This window comes from Photobacterium halotolerans DSM 18316 (genome assembly GCF_000425165.1).
Classification (GTDB): domain Bacteria; phylum Pseudomonadota; class Gammaproteobacteria; order Enterobacterales; family Vibrionaceae; genus Photobacterium; species Photobacterium halotolerans.
This window is the reverse complement of the sequence record NZ_AULG01000023.1, coordinates 1-20,321: the sequence shown is the minus strand read 5'-3', so window position 1 is coordinate 20,321 and position 20,321 is coordinate 1. Positions and strand designations below refer to the sequence as shown.

The 20,321-nt window shown below is 55.9% G+C and carries 20 protein-coding genes, 1 tRNA gene, 2 rRNA genes and 1 riboswitch; of the genes, 5 read left to right on the top strand and 18 right to left on the bottom strand.

The window, feature by feature from the left end; genetic code table 11:
• Nucleotides 1-18: 18 nt before the first annotated feature.
• From tatC to rmuC, 7 genes are read right to left on the bottom strand one after another with little or no spacing between them, the layout of a single operon-like run.
• Nucleotides 19-768, bottom strand: coding sequence for a Sec-independent protein translocase subunit TatC (gene tatC, locus H511_RS0105960; RefSeq protein ID WP_027251476.1), 750 nt, complete (start codon nt 766-768; stop codon nt 19-21).
• 9 nt (nt 769-777) lie between these two features.
• Nucleotides 778-1,197 (bottom strand): Sec-independent protein translocase protein TatB, encoded by a 420-nt coding sequence (gene tatB, locus H511_RS22725; RefSeq protein WP_027251475.1) that lies wholly within the window; start codon nt 1,195-1,197, stop codon nt 778-780.
• A 3-nt stretch (nt 1,198-1,200) separates the two neighbouring features.
• A complete protein-coding gene (gene tatA / locus H511_RS0105950; RefSeq protein WP_027251474.1) occupies nt 1,201-1,446 on the bottom strand; it encodes a Sec-independent protein translocase subunit TatA in 246 nt (81 codons plus the stop codon).
• A gap of 59 nt (nt 1,447-1,505) precedes the next feature.
• Nucleotides 1,506-3,143, bottom strand: a complete 1,638-nt coding sequence (ubiB, locus tag H511_RS0105945; protein ID WP_027251473.1) for a ubiquinone biosynthesis regulatory protein kinase UbiB — start codon at nt 3,141-3,143, stop codon at nt 1,506-1,508.
• On the bottom strand, nt 3,140-3,775 hold the full coding sequence (locus H511_RS0105940; RefSeq protein WP_027251472.1) for a ubiquinone biosynthesis accessory factor UbiJ: 636 nt from the start codon (nt 3,773-3,775) through the stop codon (nt 3,140-3,142). Before H511_RS0105940 ends, ubiB begins: the two co-directional genes overlap by 4 nt.
• A 7-nt stretch (nt 3,776-3,782) precedes the next feature.
• Complete coding sequence (ubiE, locus tag H511_RS0105935; protein ID WP_036758961.1) at nt 3,783-4,535, bottom strand: bifunctional demethylmenaquinone methyltransferase/2-methoxy-6-polyprenyl-1,4-benzoquinol methylase UbiE; 753 nt, start codon at nt 4,533-4,535, stop codon at nt 3,783-3,785.
• A gap of 47 nt (nt 4,536-4,582) precedes the next feature.
• Nucleotides 4,583-6,106 (bottom strand): DNA recombination protein RmuC, encoded by a 1,524-nt coding sequence (gene rmuC / locus H511_RS0105930; protein ID WP_027251470.1) that lies wholly within the window; start codon nt 6,104-6,106, stop codon nt 4,583-4,585.
• A 209-nt stretch (nt 6,107-6,315) separates the two neighbouring features.
• Here rmuC and H511_RS0105925 point away from each other — a divergent pair, with 209 nt between their 5' ends.
• Nucleotides 6,316-7,221, top strand: a complete 906-nt coding sequence (locus H511_RS0105925; protein ID WP_027251469.1) for a DMT family transporter — start codon at nt 6,316-6,318, stop codon at nt 7,219-7,221.
• Between the two features lie 126 nt (nt 7,222-7,347).
• Here the strand turns inward: H511_RS0105925 and H511_RS0105920 are convergent, their stop codons facing one another.
• The gene (locus H511_RS0105920; protein WP_027251468.1) at nt 7,348-8,550 is read right to left on the bottom strand and encodes a multidrug effflux MFS transporter; all 1,203 of its coding nucleotides are present in this window, start codon (nt 8,548-8,550) and stop codon (nt 7,348-7,350) included.
• Nucleotides 8,551-8,672: 122 nt separating this feature from the next.
• Between H511_RS0105920 and H511_RS0105915 the strand changes: the two genes are divergently transcribed.
• The 3 genes from H511_RS0105915 (at nt 8,673) to H511_RS0105905 (ending at nt 12,681) form a co-directional block, all read left to right on the top strand.
• Nucleotides 8,673-9,632: a LysR substrate-binding domain-containing protein gene (locus H511_RS0105915; RefSeq protein WP_027251467.1), complete on the top strand. Its 960-nt coding sequence runs from the start codon at nt 8,673-8,675 to the stop codon at nt 9,630-9,632.
• Nucleotides 9,633-9,755: 123 nt separating this feature from the next.
• Complete coding sequence (locus tag H511_RS0105910) at nt 9,756-11,543, top strand: aminopeptidase P family protein (protein ID WP_027251466.1); 1,788 nt, start codon at nt 9,756-9,758, stop codon at nt 11,541-11,543.
• Between the two features lie 202 nt (nt 11,544-11,745).
• Nucleotides 11,746-12,681: a hypothetical protein gene (locus H511_RS0105905; protein ID WP_027251465.1), complete on the top strand. Its 936-nt coding sequence runs from the start codon at nt 11,746-11,748 to the stop codon at nt 12,679-12,681.
• A 71-nt stretch (nt 12,682-12,752) separates the two neighbouring features.
• On the opposite strand, the gene thiH is transcribed toward H511_RS0105905, so the two are convergent.
• The 7 genes from thiH to H511_RS0105870 form a co-directional block, all read right to left on the bottom strand.
• Nucleotides 12,753-13,874, bottom strand: coding sequence for a 2-iminoacetate synthase ThiH (gene thiH, locus H511_RS0105900; protein WP_027251464.1), 1,122 nt, complete (start codon nt 13,872-13,874; stop codon nt 12,753-12,755).
• Nucleotides 13,875-13,883: 9 nt separating this feature from the next.
• Nucleotides 13,884-14,654 carry a thiazole synthase gene (locus H511_RS0105895; protein ID WP_027251463.1) on the bottom strand — a complete coding sequence of 257 codons (771 nt, stop codon included), beginning with the start codon at nt 14,652-14,654 and terminating at the stop codon, nt 13,884-13,886.
• Nucleotide 14,655: 1 nt separating this feature from the next.
• Nucleotides 14,656-14,865, bottom strand: a complete 210-nt coding sequence (gene thiS, locus H511_RS0105890; RefSeq protein ID WP_036758954.1) for a sulfur carrier protein ThiS — start codon at nt 14,863-14,865, stop codon at nt 14,656-14,658.
• Nucleotides 14,862-15,620, bottom strand: a complete 759-nt coding sequence (locus H511_RS0105885) for a HesA/MoeB/ThiF family protein (RefSeq protein ID WP_027251461.1) — start codon at nt 15,618-15,620, stop codon at nt 14,862-14,864. The genes thiS and H511_RS0105885 overlap by 4 nt, the downstream gene beginning before the upstream one ends.
• Nucleotides 15,614-16,264 (bottom strand): thiamine phosphate synthase, encoded by a 651-nt coding sequence (gene thiE, locus H511_RS0105880; RefSeq protein ID WP_027251460.1) that lies wholly within the window; start codon nt 16,262-16,264, stop codon nt 15,614-15,616. Before thiE ends, H511_RS0105885 begins: the two co-directional genes overlap by 7 nt.
• Nucleotides 16,261-18,189, bottom strand: coding sequence for a phosphomethylpyrimidine synthase ThiC (thiC, locus tag H511_RS0105875; RefSeq protein ID WP_027251459.1), 1,929 nt, complete (start codon nt 18,187-18,189; stop codon nt 16,261-16,263). Before thiC ends, thiE begins: the two co-directional genes overlap by 4 nt.
• Nucleotides 18,190-18,314: 125 nt before the next feature.
• A riboswitch (TPP riboswitch) is annotated at nt 18,315-18,412 on the bottom strand.
• A 60-nt stretch (nt 18,413-18,472) separates the two neighbouring features.
• The gene (locus H511_RS0105870; protein ID WP_237582887.1) at nt 18,473-18,913 is read right to left on the bottom strand and encodes a universal stress protein; all 441 of its coding nucleotides are present in this window, start codon (nt 18,911-18,913) and stop codon (nt 18,473-18,475) included.
• Nucleotides 18,914-19,044: 131 nt separating this feature from the next.
• Between H511_RS0105870 and crcB the strand changes: the two genes are divergently transcribed.
• Nucleotides 19,045-19,428 carry a fluoride efflux transporter CrcB gene (crcB, locus tag H511_RS0105865; RefSeq protein ID WP_027251457.1) on the top strand — a complete coding sequence of 128 codons (384 nt, stop codon included), beginning with the start codon at nt 19,045-19,047 and terminating at the stop codon, nt 19,426-19,428.
• A 225-nt stretch (nt 19,429-19,653) separates the two neighbouring features.
• On the opposite strand, the gene H511_RS0105860 is transcribed toward crcB, so the two are convergent.
• The 3 genes from H511_RS0105860 to H511_RS0105850 all read right to left on the bottom strand — a co-directional run.
• Nucleotides 19,654-19,730 (bottom strand) — tRNA-Trp (locus H511_RS0105860).
• A 225-nt stretch (nt 19,731-19,955) separates the two neighbouring features.
• Nucleotides 19,956-20,071: ribosomal RNA gene (rrf, locus tag H511_RS0105855) — 5S ribosomal RNA — on the bottom strand.
• 114 nt (nt 20,072-20,185) lie between these two features.
• Nucleotides 20,186-20,321: ribosomal RNA gene (locus H511_RS0105850) — 23S ribosomal RNA — on the bottom strand; the annotation flags it as partial.

The following is a 20,321-nucleotide window of genomic DNA, read 5'->3' as shown; positions in this document are numbered from 1 at the left end:
CAGTCAGCAAAAAGCGACTTAATCTTCTTCGGACGGTGCCTGCTCATTGGTGCGAATATAGAAGCGCGAGAAGAACAAGCCGACCTCAAACAGCAGGCACATAGGAATCGCCAGCAAGGTCTGGGAAATAATGTCCGGCGGGGTCAGCAACATACCCACCACAAACGCCGCCACTATGATATAGGGCCGCTTCTGACGCAGGCTCTGCGGATCGGTCGCGCCGGTCCAGCACAACAGAATAATGGCGACCGGAATTTCAAAGGCGATGCCAAACGCCAGAAACAGCGCCAGGACAAAGTCCAGATAACTGGCAATATCGGTCGCCACCTGCACCCCTTCCGGGGCAATGCTGGTAAAGAAGCCGAACACCAGCGGGAATACCACAAAATACGCAAAGGCCACGCCGCAATAGAACAGCAGCGAGCTGGAAAACAGCAGCGGCATCACCAGACGGCGTTCGTGCTTGTACAAACCCGGGGCGACAAACGCCCAGATTTGATACAGGATCAGAGGCACGGCCAGAAACACAGAGGCAACCAGCGTCAGCTTGATCGGCGTAAAGAAAGGCGAGGCCACATCGGTGGCAATCATGCTGGTGCCTTCCGGCAGTCTCTCCACCAGCGGGGCGGCCAGCAGACTGTAAATGTCATTGGCAAACCACACCAGGCAGAGAAACACCACCAGGACACTCAGGATAGAACGGAGCAGCCGGTTACGCAGTTCCAGCAGGTGGCTGAACAAAGGCTGGGTGTCTTCCACACTCGACATGAGGCGTAATTAATCCTGTTTTTGCGATGACGCTGGATGCGGCTGCACCGGGTCATCCTGATGAGAACCAGCCGGCGGACGATGATCTGGCGCCGCACCGTCAGGGGTGATCTGAGGCTCAGACTCAGGTTCCGCCTTGGCGTAAGGGCGCTGCACCGATGCCGCGGCCTCTTTCAGCTCGTCGACTGACCTTTGCAGCTCCGGAGACAGATCCTTCATTCCCGCCTGCTCGGCCTTTTTCAAGTCCTGCTGCAGTTCGTGAATTTTCAGTTCCTGAGACAGCTCAGTCTTCACCGCACTGGCCATGTTTCTGGCCGCATTGACCCACTGCGAGACTGAACGTATTGCCACAGGCAGCCGCTCCGGCCCAAGCACGACCAGACCGACGATGGCAATTAATATCAGCTCCCAGAACCCGATATCAAACACGCGTTAAACCTGCTCTTTATCTTTCGGATTTTTCTGTGGCTCAGCGGCCTCTTTTTTATCCGCCAGCGACTTTTGTTCAAAATCGGCATCGGCCTTATTTTTCGCTTCGTCGTCATCACTCAGGGCTTTTTTAAAGCCTTTGACTGCCGATCCTAAGTCACCGCCCATTGAGCGTAACTTCTTGGTGCCGAATAATAAGACGATGATCAGGGCAACGATTAAGAGTTGCCAGATACTGATTCCACCCATGTTTACCTTTCCTCAATAAGATTCATAAAACGCGGTGCCGCACAGCAGCACAGCCGTTGTTATTTCGTGTAAGCCCGCCAGCCAAACAGCCAGCACATCGCACCGGCTGTGGCCGATACGACCGGATAAACATCCACCTGATTACCAAAAAGTATGGCAGAGCATATAATCAGCGTCGCCCCAACCCCAAAACAGAACCTGGCCTGGGCTTGCTGGCGACGGCTGGTCATGAAATTGTCGTACAGTTTATCAATCCGCTGATTCATCACTTTGCCCTGGCGCAAACTGTCATAAAGAAGTTCCGGTAATTCCGGTAATTTCTCGGCCCAGAAAGGCGCCTTGTCCCGTACTGCGCCAATAATAGCCTGCGGCCCGACCTGGCGCGACATCCAGTCTTCCAGAAACGGCTTGGCGGTATCCCAGAGATCCAGCTGCGGATACAACTGCCTTCCCAACCCTTCAACATACAGCAGGGTTTTCTGCAGCAGCACCAGCTGAGGCTGAACTTCCATATTAAAGCGCCGTGCCGTATTGAACAGGTTCAGCAGCACGTGGCCAAAGGAGATATCTGCCAGCGGTTTCTCGAAAATCGGCTCGCACACGGTACGAATCGCAAATTCAAACTCGTCGACATTGGTATCGGGCGGCACCCAGCCTGAATCCACGTGCAGCTCAGCCACTTTGCGGTAATCCCGGTTAAAAAACGCCAGCAGGTTTTCGGCCAGATAGCGCTTGTCGTCCCGGTTCAGGGTACCCACGATACCAAAATCCAGCGCAATCCACTGCGGATCAACCGGATTCTTGTGCGACACAAAAATATTGCCCGGATGCATATCCGCATGAAAAAAACTGTCACGAAAGACCTGAGTGAAGAACACATTCACGGCTTTTTCAGACAGCAGCTTCATGTCTGTGCCGTTGGCTTTCAGCGCCTCGACATCAGAAACCTGGATACCATAGATGCGTTCCATGACAAGAAGATTACTGCGCGAATAATCGGTAAAGACTTCAGGCACATAGAGTGAGTCGCTGCCGTCGAAGTTGCGTCTGAGCTGAATGGCATTGGCCGCTTCACGCATCAGATCCAACTCATCGAGCAAGGTTTTTTCATATTCCCGGATCACTTCCACCGGTCGCAGACGACGCGCTTCCGGCATAAAGCGAGCCAGCAAACGGGCCATACGGTACATGAGTTTGATGTCGGCCTGAATCACCGGCAGGATGTCCGGGCGGATCACCTTGATCACCACTTCCCGACCGTTCTCTTTCAGTGTAGCAGTGTGGACCTGAGCAATGGATGCCGAGGCCAGCGGCGTCTGGTCGAAACCGGCAAACCAGGTATCCAGCGGCCCGCCCAGCGATTTTTCAATCTGCTTTCGCGCCAGGGCACCGTCAAAAGGGGCCACCCTGTCCTGCAGCAACGCCAGCTGATCAGCAATGTGCGGCGGAAACAGGTCACGTCGGGTCGACATCATCTGACCAAACTTCACCCACACCGGCCCCAGCGTTTGCAACGCCAGCCGCAGGCGCTCACCCAAAGGTTTGTCCGGATGCTGGTTACGGATCCAGAACAGGCTCTTGCGCATCAGTTTCGGCAGCCGGGTACGCGGATCGTCCGGCAATAAATCGTCCAGCCCGTAGCGCAGCTGGACGGCAGTAATCTGGTATAGGCGCTTAATTTCGGAAAAACGGCTCATGAGTTATCAGGACGGGTCGTGGGTGACGCCAGCCGTTCAGCCAGCTTGTGAATCCGGGCTTCGAGACGGGCCAGCTGTGAGGCGGCTTCGTCGACCTGGTCGGCAAAATGGGCAATTTCCAGCGCCGGCGGGGCCAGCCGCCATTCTTCAGTGACAATTTCGCCCAGATCGCGGCGGCGCTCGCCCAGCAGATGCTGCAGTCCCGCCAGCTTGTGCCGGGCACCGCTCACAACGGTATGGGCAACCACATCCCCGCTGTAGCGAGACAAGCGTTCCGCCACATCCGGCTTCAGGCCGCTGAGCAGTGCGGAAAACTGCTGGGCAAGCTGAATATCCCCTTCCAGAGCCAGCTTATCGGCTTTGATCAGCTGGGTGAGATTGGCCTGCTCACGCAGCTCAGGCAGCGCGGCCAGACTCAGGGCCAGGCGGCAGTCCGCCTCGCCTTCATAGGCGGCCAGCACGTCAATTTGCTGACTGAACACAAAGAACAGCTGCTTGCCGAAATCGTTAATCTGCACGCTGATCACTTTGCCACGCAGACGCGCCAGACGGCGCTGGCTGGCCTCTTCATCTTTCAGCAAAGCATTCAGGGCGGTTTCCACCACTCCGGTGACTAAAGCATCAACTGGCATCCGGACCTCAGAATTTATAACCACGGTGCAGGGCAACAATGCCGCCCGTCAGGTTATGGAAGCTGGTTTGCTCGAAACCGGCGTCCTGCATCATAGCTTCCAGTGTGGCCTGATCCGGGTGCATACGGATAGATTCGGCCAGATAACGGTAGCTGTCCGCATCCCCCACCACCATTTCACCCACGCGCGGCAAGATGTGGAACGAATAGGCGTCATAAATTTTTGACAGCGGCGCTATCACTGGCTTGGAGAATTCCAGCACCAGCAGGCGACCGCCGGGCTTGAGCACGCGGAACATGGAGCGCAGCGCTTTGTCTTTGTCGGTCACGTTGCGCAGACAGAAACTGATGGTAATGCAGTCAAAGTAGTTATCCGGGAACGGCAGCTCTTCGGCGTTGGCCTGCACATAGGCCACGTTGCCGACGATACCGCGATCGCGCAGTTTGCTGCGGCCCACTTTGAGCATAGAGTTATTGATGTCCGCCAGCACCACCTGACCGTCTTCACCGACCATGCGCGAAAACTTGGCCGTCAAGTCGCCGGTACCGCCACCCAGATCCAGCACCCGCTGACCGCGGCGTACGCCGCTGCAGTCCACGGTGAAACGCTTCCAGATACGATGGATACCCATAGACATCAGGTCGTTCATCAGATCGTATTTGTCCGCTACCGAGTGAAACACTTCCGCGACCAGCTGCGCTTTCTCATCTTTAGCGACCTTGCGGTAACCAAAATCAGTGGTTTGTGTGGGTTCAGTCATGCTCGTTCCATCAATTCTCATCTAATTGCCGTAGTTTACTTGAAGCGCTAAGGTGTGTCATTCACCGTCTCGGCCAGCCTGTGGGCAGTATCACTGTCACGCTGGGCCTGCTCAGTCAGCGCCGGGGGCAAATCCCGTTTCACCTCAACGCCCAGCTGCTTGAAGCTTTCGGCCTGACGGATGATATTGCCCCGTCCGGTCGCCAGCTTGTTCATTGCACCCTGATAGCTCTGGCTGGCTTTCTCCAGCGCCGTGCCGATATTGTCCATGTCGGTGACAAACAGCCGCAGCTTGTCGTACAGCTTGCCGGCCCGTTCCGCTATCTGTTTGGCATTCTGATTTTGCCTTTCATTGCGCCACAGGTTATTGATTGTGCGCAAAGCCACCAGCAATGTAGTCGGGCTGACCAGCATAATATTGCTGTCCATGGCATCGCGGATAAGCGCAGGATCGGCTTCGACGGCCGCCTGGAACGCCGGCTCCACCGGGATAAACATCAGCACATAATCCAGGCAGCGAACGCCGTCCAGCTGATGGTAATCTTTGCGGCTCAGGCCGCGGATATGGCTGCGCAGCGAGACCAGATGCTCGCTGAGCGCTTGGTCGCGCTCTTCCTGGCTCTCGGCATGAAAATAGCGCTCATAGGCAACCAGCGACATTTTGGCATCAACCACGACGTCTTTATCCTGCGGCAGGTGTACCACCACATCCGGCTGATAGCGCTTGCCGCTGCTATCTTCCAGGTTCACCTGGGTGTGGTATTCATGGCCTTCCCGCAGACCGGACTCACTCAGCACCCGGGCCAGCACCACTTCGCCCCAGTTGCCCTGTGCTTTGTTATCGCCTTTCAGCGCCTGGGTCAGATTGACGGCCTCACGGGCCATCTGCTCATTGAGCTGCTTCAGGCTGTTGATTTCGTGGACCAGGGTATGCCGCTCTCTGGCCTCATTGCTGAAACTGTCGTTGATCTGCTTGCGAAAGCCTTCCAGTTGCTCTTTGAGCGGACTGAGCAGGCCATCCAGACTCAGCTTGTTCTGCGCGTCCACGCTGCGGCTTTTTTGTTCGAACAGCCGGTTGGCCAGGCTCTCAAACTGCTGCTGCAGCCGGTTCTCGGCATTTTCCAGCAGGGCGATTTTTTCCTGCGCGGCTTTTTGCTCTTCACGGTAACGGGTTTGCAGCTCACGCAAATCGGCAGCCAGGCCGGATTCCGCCTGCCGGGTGGTCTCCAGCCGCTCGGTCAGTTTCAGGTTTTCCTGCCGCAAGGTTTCCAGGTAACGCAGCTTTTCTACCGCCGCCGCCAGCCGGGCGTGCATCTGCCGCAGTTCATTGCTGAGGCGATCGCGCTCGACATCCAGGCTGTCGAGTTCCTGCTGCTGCTCTTGCAGATCGTGGCGCAGCTGCTGCTCCTGCTGCCGGGCCAGCCGGGTTTCTGCGTCCAGCTGCTGCTGCCAGATCGCCGCCTGCTGCCGTAAACGCCCCTGAAACCACAGGGCCGTGGCACCGCCGGCGATCGTCGCACCGGCAATCGCAGCCGCCAGCCACTGGCCGTTATCACTGAGCCATTCACCCATCATAGATCTGTTTCCTGCATGCTTTTGTATTTATACAATAAGGCTAAAAAGATACTGGATAAATGTCCAGATATTGTCATCAATTAAGACACGCTGATACCGAATTTCAGGCTGGCTGAGTAAGCACAAATGGCATAAACTGGCCCCTTTATGACGGGCAGCGGTTCACCCTGCCAGTCACACTGACACCAGCAGCAGGAAGCCGCAGTATGCAGGAAAAGAAAGCGATCGGGTTCGGCCTCGCCGCCGTGCTCTTATGGTCAACCGTCGCCACCGCCTTCAAGATCACCCTGGATTATTTTTCACCGATCCAGATGGTGGCGGCGGCCAGTGCGGTATCCGCCCTAGCCTTGCTCGCCATCGCCGGTTATCAGGGCAAACTGAACCAGCTGCTGCCAACCCTGCGCGCCCGCCCGCTTTACTACCTGATGCTCGGGCTGATCAATCCCTGTATCTATTATCTGGTGCTGTTCAAAGCCTATGACTTGCTGCCGGCCTCTCAGGCCCAGCCGCTCAACTACAGCTGGGCTATCACACTGACGCTGATGGCCGCCCTGTTCCTTGGCCAGAAAATTCGCCCGCAGGACTGGGTCGCCTGTGTGTTTGGCTATCTGGGTGTGGTGGTGATTGCCACCAAAGGCGACATCATGGCCTTGCAGTTCGACAGCCCGCTGGGGGTGGCACTGGCGCTGGTGTCCACCTTATTGTGGGCGCTGTTCTGGATTATCAACACCAAAAACCAGGCCGATCCCGTGGTCAGTGTGTTGCTGGGTTTCGTGCTGTCGCTGCCTTTTTCCGTCGGTCTGAGCCTGTACATGGGCGCCTGGCAGCCCATTCCGTGGCAAGGCTGGCTGGCGGTCAGTTATGTCGGGCTGTTTGAAATGGGCATCACCTTTGTGCTCTGGCTCAATGCCATGAAACTGACCCGCAATACCGCCAAACTGAGCAACCTGATCTTCCTGTCGCCTTTTATCTCGCTGATCCTGCTGGCGACCATTATCGGTGAAACCATTCATCCGGCGACCCTGGTCGGGCTGGTAATGATCATCATGGGCCTGCTGATCCAGCAATGGCGGGGCAGAGCCAAAGCCGACGACGCCAGCGCTTCGTGCTGATCCCTTCTCTGCAAACGAAAAAAAGCCTGTCACAGCAGTGACAGGCCAAGCGAGAGTTCAAAGGGTTGTCGAGACCCGGCGCCTTTGCGGCGTCTAGTTATGAGCGAAAAAATCGCAGGCTGCCGCTTAATCCTGCGCCGGTGCCGGATGCCACTGGCGGCCTTTCCGTGACAGTAAGATCAGCAGCCCGGGTAACAGCAGCAGCATCTGAAAGGTCAGCAATAACGGCGGTGACAGCTCCATCCGCTGAGTCAGGCTGACCATCAGGCCGGCACCGCTCATCTGAAACAGACCCAGCATCGCCGCTGCGGTGCCTGCTCTGTCACCGAATGGCGCCAGCGCTTTACCGGCCGCCGAACCGAGTACAAAAGCAAAACCAAATGAGCTCATAAAGATAGGCACCATAAAGGCCCAGGCCGCGGCGATCTCTTTCAGTGCCAGCATCATCACGCCCGAAACCACCAGCATCGCCAGCCCCGACATCAGGGTGCGGCGGGTGCCCATCTTATCCATGCATTTCGGCGCCACCATACAGGCGATAATGTTCAGCACCGCATTGACACCAAACCAGGCGGTAAACTGTCCCATATCCAGACCCAGATGCACCATCAGCCACATAGGGGCGGAGGTCACATAGGCCAGAATCACCGCCATCGCCAGCATAGACATAGAGGCATGGAAGACAAAAACCGGCTCGCGCAGGACTGAAAAATACCGTGCCGGGCTGAACATCGCGCCGCTGACAAAAGTCTCCGCCGGGCGGGTTTCACGGAAAAACACACTCAGCAACCCACCGGCCACCAGCGCAAAACCGGCCATAAAGCTGAAGTTCGCGCGCCAGCCAAACTCATGAGTCAACCAGGAGCCCAGCAAAGGCGCCAGGGCCGGAATAAAACAAATCGCCCCGTTCAGGTAGCTGATCATCCGGCCGCTGCGCTCAGGGCCGAAGCTGTCGCGGGCCGCCGCAAACGCGGCCACTGAGGTGGCACAGGCGCCGAAGCCCTGCAAAAAGCGCGCAAGCAGCATGATATCCAGCGACTGGGCGGTATACGCCAGTGCCGAGCTGAAGGCATAGACAGTGACACCGGCCAGCGCAATCGGGCGACGGCCGAAACGGTCTGCCAGCGGGCCGGCAAAAACCTGTCCCAGTCCTAAACTGAACATGAACCAGGTGACGGTATCCTGCACCAGAGTCGGGTCGACGGCAAAGCTGTCGGCCATCGCTGGCAAAGCAGGCAGATAAATATCGATGGCCAGCGGGCTGAACAGCACCAGCAGGACCATTAACGCCACAATACGGCGGTGAGACGTTGTCGTTTCAGGCTTCATTCACTCGGTTTCCTATCAGAAGACGGCGCCAGTCTAAGGCCTTAGTGATATGAATCAAAATGGTTTATATTCACTACTAAATTTCCATAGCGGAATATCACTGCTAAACTAACGGACAGAGTATGACTGTTGATAAATTAGCCCGCCTCGATCTCAACCTGCTGGTCTGCCTCCATGTCCTGCTGCAGGAATGCAGCGTGACCCGGGCAGCCCAGCGTTTGTTTCTCAGCCAGTCGGCGGTGAGCAAAAGCCTGGCCCGGCTGCGCGAGCAGTTCGATGATGCGCTGTTTGTCCGCAGTGCCCACGGCCTGCTGCCGACCCCGCGCGCCAAAGTGCTGCAACCGGTGCTGGAAAAACTGCTTCAGGATATTGAAAACCTGACCGAGCCGACTGAGTTTGTGCCGCAAAACAGCCACCGCCACTTCAAAATGTCGCTGGTAGAGAGTGCCTACCCGCTGTTAATGCCGCGTTTTCTCGGCGAAATCTTCACTCAGGGCCCCCACATACTGCTTGATACCCACGCCTGGGAGCCGGACACTTTCGACAAGATGCTGCGCGGGGAAATCGACTTCGGCATTACCGGCAAGGATCTCAATCCGCACGACGCCCAGCTCACCCTGATGCCGCCCAAGGGGATCATTTTTCAGGAGCTTCACCGCGACACCCAGCGCTGTATCGTCCGCCCCGGCCACCCTGTGCTGGCGCTGGTTGAGCAGGGCGAATGGACTCAGGCCAATTATCTGCTGCAGCGCCATATCCAGGTGCGCTGCGGCCGCGATGACCGCTGGCTGCTGGACTACAAGCTGGCGGAACAAGGCCTGCAGCGCGACATCGCCATGTATGTGCCAGACTTTAATAGTGCCGCCAGCTTGTGTACCCATACGGATCTGATTTTTACCGCGCCGAGCCATTTTGCCGACTATGTCGCCGCTCAGCTCAATCTGGTGGTACTGCCGCTGCCGACCCCGCTGCCGGCCATGGCCTACACCCTGTTCTGGCCGCAGCATCAAGAGAATGATCCTGGTCATTGCTGGTTACGGCAGATAATCATTAACGGGTGCCGCGAATTGTCCAGTCGATAATTGCAGCCTCACTTTAAAAGCGCTACCGTTACCGGATCGGCCTGCTGCTGCCGTCAGGGTGACCAAGGGGCAGGTTTAGAGCATCCCCATTCGGATGACAACAACAGAAAGGAATATAGACAGATGCAATCAGTGATCTCACAACGCGTGGCACAGATTCGCCAGTGGCTGGAAGCGGAACAGCTTGACGCCCTGGTGATCCCGCATGAAGACGAATACCTGGGTGAATACATTCCCGAACACAACGAGCGCCTGCTGTGGGCCACCGGTTTTACCGGCTCGGCCGGCGCGGCAGTGATCAGCCGTGACAAAGCGGCCATGTTCGTCGATGGCCGCTATGTGGTTCAGGTTCGCAAGCAAGTGCCGGGCGATGTGTTTGAATACCGTCATCTGATCGAAGAGCCCCCTATGCACTGGGTGCAAGCGCATTTGCCGGCCGGCAGTAAAATCGCGGTTGACCCCCGGCTGCACAGCGGTGCCTGGCTGGCACGCGTCCAGCAACATCTCGACAAAGATCAGCAGCTGGTGCTGATCAGCAGCAACCCGATCGACGACCTGTGGCACGACCGTCCGGCCCCGACTCTGTCCGATGCCAGACTGATGGGCCTGGATTATGTCGGCCAGAGCAGCAGCGACAAACGTGCCAACATAGCGGCCAGCCTGCAGAAACAAAAAGCCGATGCCGTACTGCTGACCCAGCTCGACAGCATCGCCTGGCTGCTCAACGTGCGCGGCAGCGATGTGCACTGCCTGCCGGTACTGCTGTCAGCGGCAATTCTGCACCAGGACGCCAGCGTCGATTTCTTTATCGATCAGGCCCGCCTGCCTGCTGAGTTTGCGGCGCATGTCGGCGAAGGCGTTCGCGTTCAGGCCCCGGAAACCCTGAAAAATAGCCTGGCAGCCCTGAGCGGCAAGCGGGTGCTGCTTGATCCGGCCACCAGCAATGCCTGGGCCGGGCAGACCCTGCGCGACGCTGGCGCCATCATCCTTGAAGGCGCCGATCCCTGCATGCTGCCAAAAGCGGCGAAAAACGCCACTGAAGTGGCCGGCATGAAAGCCTGCCACATCCGTGATGGTGTGGCCGTGTCCAGATTCCTGGCCTGGGTCGACCGTCAGGTAGCGGCCGGCAACCTGCTGGACGAAGCGACACTGGCCGATCAGCTGTGGCAGTTCCGCATTCAAGACCCAAGCTGCACGGATGTCAGCTTTGACACCATTTCCGCAGCCGGCGGCAACGCGGCCATGTGTCACTACAACCACAACAACCAGCCTGAGCCGGGCGTTCTGCAAATGGACAATGTCTACCTGGTCGATTCAGGCGGCCAGTACCCGGACGGCACCACAGATATCACCCGCACCATCGCCATTGGTGAGCCGGATGCCGAAGTGAAGCAGACTTTTACCCTGGTGCTGAAAGGCCATATCGCGCTGGCAACCGCCCGTTTTCCCCGCGGTACGACAGGCTCACAGCTCGATGCCCTGGCGCGCCAGCACCTGTGGGCCCATGGCTTTGATTTCGACCACGGCACCGGCCATGGTGTCGGCCATTTCCTCAACGTGCATGAAGGGCCGCAGCGCATTTCAAAAGCGCCGAATCCGACCGCGCTGCTGCCGGGTATGGTGCTGTCCAACGAACCGGGTTACTACCGTGCCGACGCATTCGGTATTCGTATCGAGAACCTGGAGCTGGTGGTGGAAGTAGAAACCGAGGGTGACATGACAGTGCTGGGCTTCGAGTCGCTGACCCGTGCCCCGATTGACCGCCGCCTGGTGGATCTCAGCCTGCTGACCGAGACAGAGCTCGACTGGCTGAACCGTTACCATCAAACCGTGTTCGATGTCATCAGCCCGTCGCTGCAGGGTGAGGATCTGAGCTGGCTGCAGCAAGCCACGGCGCCGCTCAGCCGTTAATCCGGTCACGCGATTTCATCCTCTGAGCCCGGCCATCTGTGCGCCGGGCTTTTTTATCACTGTCAGGCTCACACTTCAGTTAATCAACCGCATAAAAGCCAGATAACCCGTAACAACCACCGTTATTGATTGTTTTCACAACATTATAATGCCGCTAGCATCCCTGATGAAATTATACTCATTAATGTTCATAAGGTTTGCTATGAAAAAATATCTTCTCACTGCGGCGTTAGGCTGTCTCTCTTTTATCGCCTTCGCCAATACCAACCCGCACCTGGACAGCTATACCAAATCGGTCAGCCAGACCTTAAGCAAAGGCCAGCGTGTCAACGTTACCGTTAACTTTTCCCTGCCCGCTGACCGACGCCATCTGGTCACACTGGGCTTTGATAACAACCAACCCAACGCCATGGACTGTAAAATCAGTATTTACAATGCCGCCAGCCAGAGGCTGCATTATCTGGACTGTCGTCCGGGCTGGGGAGAATTACATTTTGATACGCCAAACGAGTATTACCAGAATGGTTACCGCGCCGTTATCTCCCTCTATAACGCCGATTTCAGCAAGCCGAGCCAGCGCTTTGACGGTAACTTCCGCTTTAACTTTGGCGAAAGCAGCAGCATAGACAATGATCGCCTGCCTGCCTGGTGGAAAAAAACCTATGAGGTTGTCGGGCTGGATGCCTATACCGACTATGACGGTGACGGCTTCACGCTGATGCAGGAATATTTCGGTAACAGCAAACCCAACGATGCCGCCAGCTTCCCGGATCACGATCCGGTGATCGATTTTGATGAGACGCTGGCCGCAGGCACTTCAATCTATGCCAGTTTTGGTAAGCCTGTGACCAAATGGCTGGAAATCACGCCTTACAACAATAAAAAAGTGAAGTCGCTGGAACTGATTGTCGATACCACAGCCAATGCCCGCGGTCAGTCTGTCGTGGCCTTTTTCTACAACGAGAACAATGAGCGTATTTACCCTACCTACCTGAAATATCCCTCCGGCAATCTGTCGGTCTTTTTTGACCAGCCGGTTGAAGTGCAGACGCTGAAAGTGGAGCTGACGGCCAGTCATTACTCATCCGGTATCACCGCCCGCTTTGACGCCAAAGTCAATGCGGTCTTTACCGAATAAACCACGAAAACAATCAGGCTGATGGTTCTCATCAGCCTGATTCTGTCATCAACACCAACCCGAGTACCGACTTAGAGCGGCAGTCCGGAATACGCGTGATGCCAGTCTTTCCACACCACCTCAAAACCGTGCTGCTTCACCGCGTCTGCCACCTCGGCCACGGCGCGTTCATCACTGATCGCAAACTGCTCCAGCTCTGGCTCATCATCGGCATAGCCGCCAGGCTGGGTTTTGGAGCCCGCCGACATACTGGTAATGCCCAACGGCAGCACATTATCGCGAAAATGCGGCGACTCCCGGGTCGACATCGACAGCTCGACTTCAGGATTAAACAACCGGTAGGCACAAATCAGCTGTACCAACTGGCGATCGCTCATCACAGATTTCGGCTCCAGGCCGCCTGTGCAGGGGCGCAGACGCGGAAACGAAATCGAATAACGGCTCTGCCAGTACGTGCGTTCGAGATAGTCCAGATGACTGGCGGTAAAAAAGCAGTCGGTACGCCATTCCTCCAGACCAATCAGCGCACCGATACCGATTTTATCGATCCCGGCACGTGCCAGTCTGTCCGGCGTGGCCAGCCGGTATTCAAAATCCATTTTGTTGCCGCGCAGATGATGCCTGGCGTATGTCGGGGCGCTGTAGGTTTCCTGATACACCATCACCGCATCCAGCCCCAGAGTTTTCAGCTCGGCATACTCGTGCTGATCCAGCGGCTGCACTTCCATCGACAGATAACTGAAGTGGCGTTTAATCGCCGGCACACATTCGCGGAAATAGGCCATGCCGACCTTGCGCTCATGCTCACCGGTAACCAAGAGCACGTTGTCGAAGTGTAACGCCTTGATCGCCGCACATTCCCGTTCAATCTCGTCAAGATTTAAGGTTCGGCGCTTGATCTTGTTTTCCATGGTAAAGCCGCAATAGGTGCAGCTGTTGGCACAGAGGTTCGACAGGTACAAAGGGACATAAAACCCGATGGTCCGGCCAAAACGCTGCCGCGTCAGTGCGGCCGACTGCTGCGCCATCTGCTCGAGATACGGCTCTGCCGCAGGCGAGATCAGCGCTTTGAAATCCTCCAGATCGCGCTTGCGCTTACTGAGCGCCCGCTCGACATCCGCGGCCGTTTTACTGTAGATAGACATCCGGACATCATCCCAGTCCAGCTGCCGCCATACATCGACATAACTCATGGCGTCTCCTTACGCGCTGGCGTCTAAAAACGCCGTTAACGGGCTGGACGCCACGGCATGGCTGACTGTACCGGCCAGGCCGGCTTCATACGCCATCCGGCCGCTCTCCACTGCCAGTTTAAAGGCCAGCCCCATCGCAACCGGATCCGCTGCTGCCGCAATCGCCGTATTGACCAGCACAGCATCAGCCCCCCGCTCCATGGCTTCAGCCGCATGTGACGGGGCACCGATCCCGGCATCCACAATCACAGGCACCCGGGCCTGATCGATAATGATGTCGAGAAAATCCCGCGATGCCAGTCCTTTATTTGAACCTATCGGTGCACCCAGCGGCATCACGGCTGCACAGCCCACTTCCTCCAGCCGCTTACACAACACAGGGTCAGCATGACAGTAGGGCAGCACAATGAAGCCTTGTTTGACCAGCGCTTCGGCTGCCGCCAGCGTTTCAATCGGATCCGGCATCAGGTATTTCGGGTCTGGATGGATTTCCAGTTTCAGCCAGTTGGTGCCCAGCGCTTCGCGGGCCAGCTGCGCGGCAAAAATCGCTTCTTTGGCATTCTTGGCTCCCGAGGTATTAGGCAGCAGATTGACCCCGGCTTCGCGCAGCGGGGCAAGAATGTCGTCATCACGGTTATCAATATCGACCCGTTTCAATGCCATGGTCACCAGCTCAGAGCCGGATGCCAGGATTGACTGTGCCATTATATCCCGGCCGGCATATTTGCCCGTTCCGGTGAAAAGACGGGATGAAAAGGTTTTATCGGCAATGGTCAGCATGTCAGCCTCCTGCTATGGCTTGAAACAAGGCGATCTCATCGCCGTCATTGAGCCGCTGATCGGCCCAGAACTCGCGGCCCAAAATGGCCTGATTGAGCGCAACGGCTGTCGCATCCAGCGGCATCGCCAACTGCTCCAGCAGCTGTTGCAGCGAGCTTTGCGCCGCCAGCTGCATGGCTTTGTCGTTCACCAGAACGGTTATCGTGGTCATAAAGATTCCTTACTGCATACAGGACATTGAGGATTGGCTGGCAAGGTAAACTGCTGCCATTGCAGGCTGAGGCCGTCGAACTGGCGGAACTGGCGGACACAGAGATCACCGCTGTCGGTGATGGCTTTCACCGCCTGCAGCGCCTGAAAGGCTCCCATAATGCCGACGACTGGCCCGGCAATCCCGGATTCACTGCAATTTTGCGGTGCTGGCATTTCTGCTTCAGGAAATAAGCAGTGGTAGCAAGGCCCCTGCCGGGTGCGAAAATCAAAGCTCATCAGTTGTCCCTGCCAGCGAATCGCCGCCGCCGAAATCAGCCGTTTTTCGTGTTCGAAGCAGGCCTGATTAATGGCATGACGGCTGGCAAAGTTATCGGTGCAATCAAGCACCACATCAGCCAGACTGATTTCCATCGCCAGTTGCAGCTTGGCCAGCCTGGCCGTCACTGCGCGGGCACGGATCAGCGGGTTGAGCGCTTTGACCTGCGCCACGGCGGCCTGCGCTTTGCTCTCACCCTGATTATCATCACGGTAGATAATCTGGCGCTGGAGGTTGGAGCGCTCGACACGATCGCCATCGGCAATCACCAGGCTGCCAACGCCCGCCGCCGCCAGATATAAGGCCGCCGGTGCACCAAGCCCGCCGGCACCGATAATCAGCACCCTGGCCTGTTGCAGGGCCTGCTGGCCCTGCTCGCCGATTTCAGGTAGCTGCACCTGGCGCTGATAGCGCAAAAAAGACTCGTCTGTCAGCATGACTCCCTCACCAGCTTGTCTGCAAATGCCGCCAGTGCCTGCTCGAGATCCGCAGCGGCTGTCACGGCGCGCACCACAGCCACACAGGACACACCTGTCTGCCAGACATTCGCAACATTGCTGAGATCAATACCGCCAATGGCAACGGTCGGATAACGGCCGGCCACAGTGTCCAGGTGCTCTTTTAACTGAGCGACACCCTGCGGCGGGGTCGGCATGTCTTTGGTCGGGGTCGGGAAAATATGGCCGATCGCCACATAGCTGGGTGCCAGTGCCAGACCGCGTTGCAACTCAGCCGCCGTTCGGGTCGATACCCCCAGACGGATATTCGCCTGACGCAACGCATCGAGATCCGCGATAGCCAGATCTTCCTGTCCCAGATGCACACCATAAGCACCGTGCCTGAGCGCCAGCTGCCAGTAGTCGTTAATAAACACCTGGGCGTTGTGCTCCCGGCCCAGACGAATCGCTTCAATAATCTGCGCTTCCAGCTCAGGATGGGCAGGATCTTTGATCCGCAGCTGAACGGTTTTCACCCCCAATGGCAACAACCTGGCAATCCAGCGGACATGGTCAACCACAGGATAGAGCGGCCCGATGCCGCCCTCCATCACAGGAAATGACTGTTGCATCACACCACTCATGCCTGCTCTTCCTCGTGAGTTTTAGCCTTGTGGTAGAGCTCGCTGCCCTTGTCACGAAATTCCTCCGCTTTCTGGCGCATCCCTTCCAGCGGATCATCGAGCATGTGAATCACTTGGGCATCTTCTTGCGCTTTGGCGTAGTCCCGCACTTCCTGGGAGATCTTCATGGAACAGAATTTCGGTCCGCACATCGAGCAGAAGTGGGCCACTTTGCCCGATTCCTGCGGCAAGGTTTCATCATGGAAAGCGCGCGCGGTATCCGGGTCCAGTCCCAGGTTGAACTGATCTTCCCAGCGGAATTCGAAACGGGCTTTGGACAGGGCATTATCACGCACCTGCGCACCAGGATGGCCTTTGGCCAGATCTGCGGCGTGGGCACACAGCTTGTAGGTGATCAGACCGGTTTTGACATCGTCTTTGTTCGGCAGACCGAGGTGCTCTTTCGGCGTGACATAGCACAGCATGGCACAACCAAACCAGCCAATCATCGCCGCGCCTATGCCTGAGGTAATGTGATCGTAACCCGGGGCAATGTCGGTCGTCAGTGGGCCTAAGGTATAGAAAGGCGCTTCATGGCAGTGCTTGAGCTGTTCATCCATGTTTTCTTTGATCAGGTGCATAGGCACATGCCCCGGCCCTTCAATCATCACCTGAACATCGTACTCCCAGGCTACCTTGGTCAGCTCACCCAAGGTTCGCAGCTCACTGAACTGGGCTTCATCATTGGCATCAGCGACCGAGCCGGGACGCAGGCCGTCACCCAGCGACAGGGAAATATCGTATTGGGCGCAGATCTCGCAAATCTCGCGGAAGTGCTCATAGAGAAAGCTTTCTTTGTGGTGCGCCAGGCACCATTTCGCCATGATAGAACCACCGCGGGAAACAATCCCGGTTACCCGCTTGGCAGTCATAGGGACAAAGCGCAGCAGCACACCGGCGTGGATGGTAAAATAGTCGACGCCCTGCTCGGCTTGCTCCAGCAAGGTGTCGCGGAAGACTTCCCAGGTCAGGTTCTCGGCAACACCGTTCACCTTCTCCAGCGCCTGATACATAGGGACAGTCCCGATGGGCACCGGGCTGTTGCGGATGATCCATTCGCGGGTTTCATGAATATTTCGGCCGGTCGACAAATCCATCACGGTATCGCCGCCCCAGCGAGTCGACCACACCAGTTTTTCCACTTCTTCTTCGATTGAAGAGCTCACGGCCGAGTTACCAATATTGGCATTCACTTTCACCAGGAAGTTGCGGCCAATGATCATCGGCTCGGATTCCGGGTGGTTGATGTTTGACGGAATAATCGCGCGGCCTTCAGCCACTTCCCGGCGCACAAACTCGGCTGTGATATCTTTGGGCAGATTGGCACCGAAGCTGTGTCCCGGATGCTGCTGGTTCAGCACCTCATCACGGTATTGAGCACGTCCCATGTTTTCCCGGATCGCAATATATTCCATTTCCGGGGTGATAATGCCCTGCCGGGCATAGTGCATCTGAGTCACACACTGACCAGCTTGAGCACGGCGTACACGGGCTCGGTGGGCAAAACGCAGCTCTTCAAGTGTGTCGTCGGCCAGACGCTCTTTGGTATAGGCGGAGCTCAGCTCATCCAGCAGTTCGGTATCGCCGCGCTCCTCAATCCAGCTTTCACGCAGTTTCGGCAGACCGTTATAGATATCAATGGATTGATCCGGGTCGGTATAAAAGCCTGAGGTGTCATAAACGCGGATCGGTTCATTAGGCTCAAAGATAGGGTTGTTTTTATCGCCGCCGACCAGGGAATCGGCCTGAGCGATTTCACGCATGCCGACACGGATATCATCCCGGCTGCCGGTGACATAGACTTTACGTGAATTGGGGTAGGCTTGGGTGGTGAGTGAATCAATGAATTGTTTCGCTTCCAGTCTCGCTTGCTTGCGACTCGACATAGCAATTTCCTTTTTCAAAGTTAGGGAAGTTGCTTGACGGATGGGCGCGTAAACAAGAGGCGGACACATGTAGGGCGTGTCGCATCGTCTGATACAGCAGCAGTACGCTAAAGGTACAGCTAGGCAGAAGATTTTCTCTTGTTCCCTTCGCAGATACTAATCTGATCAGGTTCAACGGATCCCGCAATGCGGTCTCAGCCAGTTGGCACTCCGACAAGTTTCAGTCAAAGAGTATAAGGAAGCATCACCCGCTCAGCAAGTCGTCTTTTTCATCCCCACACCACTACAGCGTTTTCTGCTGGCAGATCAGCACATCACACTTCAGGTGCTGCGCCAGCTCATAGCGTATATCACCCAGCCAATGCATTCCGGGTTTGTAGTTACCTGTGATCACTAAATCGGCTTTAATCGCCTTTCCCAGCGCAATCAGATGCTTGGCAACATCGCCATCGGCCAGATGGATAGCCGCAACCGGACGTGGTGAATGCTTTGCCAGATCAGACAACTGAGCCATTCTTCTCAGCTCCTGCTCATTATGTGCCTCGTCGAGCTGTAAATCGATATCCAGAAAGCTGACATTTCCTACACCAGGTTCTACGTATGCCAGATGCAGATCCGCATTATTTTGCTCTGCAATCACACCTGCTTTTGCAACCAATTGTTTTACATTCAAATCATCAGGGTTGATTGCCAGTAAAATGGTATGGTACATACCCATAATCATCTCTACTCCTGCTAGGATTAGTGCACAATGTAAACCTTCATATGAATAAAGTACGTTGCTTTGTGGTATCAGGTTTTAACCCTGCCTTTTCACCATAGCATGTAATGATTCTGTCACCATCTGGACTCTCTATGAACCAACTGATTATTCTGGGCTATGTGGCCATTGGCGGGGCGGTCGGCGCCTGCTCACGCTACCTGATTGCTGAACTCTCGGTGATTTTATTGGGCAAGGGGTTTCCGTACGGGACACTGGTTGTCAACATCGTCGGCTCATTGATTATGGGGATGCTGAGCTCGGCACTTAACCAAGGCATGATAGAGGCGACTCCTTGGCGCCCATTAATTGGCATTGGCATGCTGGGTGCTTTAACGACTTTTTCCACGTTTTCGATGGATAACCTGATACTGCTCCAGCAAGGCGCCTATATCAAGGCTGGCTTAAATATTGTGCTGAACTTGTCTCTGAGCTTATTTGCTTGCTTCGTTGGATTTCAGTTGCTTCAGCGTGGATAAGCGGATGAATTGCCTATTGCGTCTAAAAGGGAAGTGAGATTCGCTCCAAGCCCTAACATATGCCTGTGAGTGAAATTGAGGCATAAAAACCTGTCTGATGACGAGGTCTTTAGAACTGCAGCGGATGACGGATCGACCGGGCTGGCGCTCCAGCCGCCGACATCAGCGCATCGCGCTGACCTTCAGAAACAACAAAGCCCCGTCCGAAGACGAGGCTTTTGTATTTGGCAGGGGATGACGGATTCGAACCGCCGACATTCGGTTTTGGAGACCGACGTTCTACCGGGCTGAACTAATCCCCTAGAATTGGTAAGTATTGTATACAGCTGAACGAGAATTACCAGTCTTAGAGACTTAAAATGACTTACAGTTTTCTCAACCGCTTATTAAAACATCAGTATATTCAATGTTTCTGCCTTATTTACTGATATTTGTCCTGTTACTACAGAAACCATTACTAATAGTGTCACTGGAAATACTTGAAAAGCAAAAAGGCCACCCGTAAGGTGGCCTTTTCTTAATGGGGAGCCTGGCGATGTCCTACTCTCACATGGGGAGACCCCACACTACCATCGGCGCTGCTGCGTTTCACGTCTGAGTTCGGCATGGGATCAGGTGGGTCCGCAACGCTATGGTCGCCAAGCAAATGCTTTATCTACCGCCCTCAGGCGATAAATTACAATCTGGGAAAGGTAACTAGTGTTCTCAGCACATCATTCAAGTGCTCATGGAGTCCGTAAAACCCCTTGGGTGTTGTATGGTTAAGCCTCACGGGCAATTAGTACAGGTTAGCTGAGCGCCTCACAACGCTTACACACCCTGCCTATCAACGTTCTAGTCTCGAACAGCCCTTCAGGAGGCTTAAAGCCTCAGGGATGACTCATCTCAGGGCT

What these genes read in the sequence shown, in the direction of transcription:
- H511_RS0105870 (WP_237582887.1), bottom strand. Translation starts at nt 18,913, where the DNA reads ATGATTATGGGTATGTACCATACCATTTTACTGGCAATCAACCCTGAT.
- H511_RS0105915 (WP_027251467.1), top strand. Translation starts at nt 8,673, where the DNA reads ATGACTGTTGATAAATTAGCCCGCCTCGATCTCAACCTGCTGGTCTGC.
- H511_RS0105905 (WP_027251465.1), top strand. Translation starts at nt 11,746, where the DNA reads ATGAAAAAATATCTTCTCACTGCGGCGTTAGGCTGTCTCTCTTTTATC.
- ubiE (WP_036758961.1), bottom strand. Translation starts at nt 4,535, where the DNA reads ATGACTGAACCCACACAAACCACTGATTTTGGTTACCGCAAGGTCGCT.
- H511_RS0105920 (WP_027251468.1), bottom strand. Translation starts at nt 8,550, where the DNA reads ATGAAGCCTGAAACGACAACGTCTCACCGCCGTATTGTGGCGTTAATG.
- thiE (WP_027251460.1), bottom strand. Translation starts at nt 16,264, where the DNA reads ATGAGTGGTGTGATGCAACAGTCATTTCCTGTGATGGAGGGCGGCATC.
- rmuC (WP_027251470.1), bottom strand. Translation starts at nt 6,106, where the DNA reads ATGGGTGAATGGCTCAGTGATAACGGCCAGTGGCTGGCGGCTGCGATT.
- H511_RS0105910 (WP_027251466.1), top strand. Translation starts at nt 9,756, where the DNA reads ATGCAATCAGTGATCTCACAACGCGTGGCACAGATTCGCCAGTGGCTG.
- H511_RS0105885 (WP_027251461.1), bottom strand. Translation starts at nt 15,620, where the DNA reads ATGCTGACAGACGAGTCTTTTTTGCGCTATCAGCGCCAGGTGCAGCTA.
- thiH (WP_027251464.1), bottom strand. Translation starts at nt 13,874, where the DNA reads ATGAGTTATGTCGATGTATGGCGGCAGCTGGACTGGGATGATGTCCGG.
- tatA (WP_027251474.1), bottom strand. Translation starts at nt 1,446, where the DNA reads ATGGGTGGAATCAGTATCTGGCAACTCTTAATCGTTGCCCTGATCATC.
- H511_RS0105925 (WP_027251469.1), top strand. Translation starts at nt 6,316, where the DNA reads ATGCAGGAAAAGAAAGCGATCGGGTTCGGCCTCGCCGCCGTGCTCTTA.
- tatC (WP_027251476.1), bottom strand. Translation starts at nt 768, where the DNA reads ATGTCGAGTGTGGAAGACACCCAGCCTTTGTTCAGCCACCTGCTGGAA.
- H511_RS0105895 (WP_027251463.1), bottom strand. Translation starts at nt 14,654, where the DNA reads ATGCTGACCATTGCCGATAAAACCTTTTCATCCCGTCTTTTCACCGGA.
- crcB (WP_027251457.1), top strand. Translation starts at nt 19,045, where the DNA reads ATGAACCAACTGATTATTCTGGGCTATGTGGCCATTGGCGGGGCGGTC.
- ubiB (WP_027251473.1), bottom strand. Translation starts at nt 3,143, where the DNA reads ATGAGCCGTTTTTCCGAAATTAAGCGCCTATACCAGATTACTGCCGTC.
- thiS (WP_036758954.1), bottom strand. Translation starts at nt 14,865, where the DNA reads ATGACCACGATAACCGTTCTGGTGAACGACAAAGCCATGCAGCTGGCG.
- H511_RS0105940 (WP_027251472.1), bottom strand. Translation starts at nt 3,775, where the DNA reads ATGCCAGTTGATGCTTTAGTCACCGGAGTGGTGGAAACCGCCCTGAAT.
- thiC (WP_027251459.1), bottom strand. Translation starts at nt 18,189, where the DNA reads ATGTCGAGTCGCAAGCAAGCGAGACTGGAAGCGAAACAATTCATTGAT.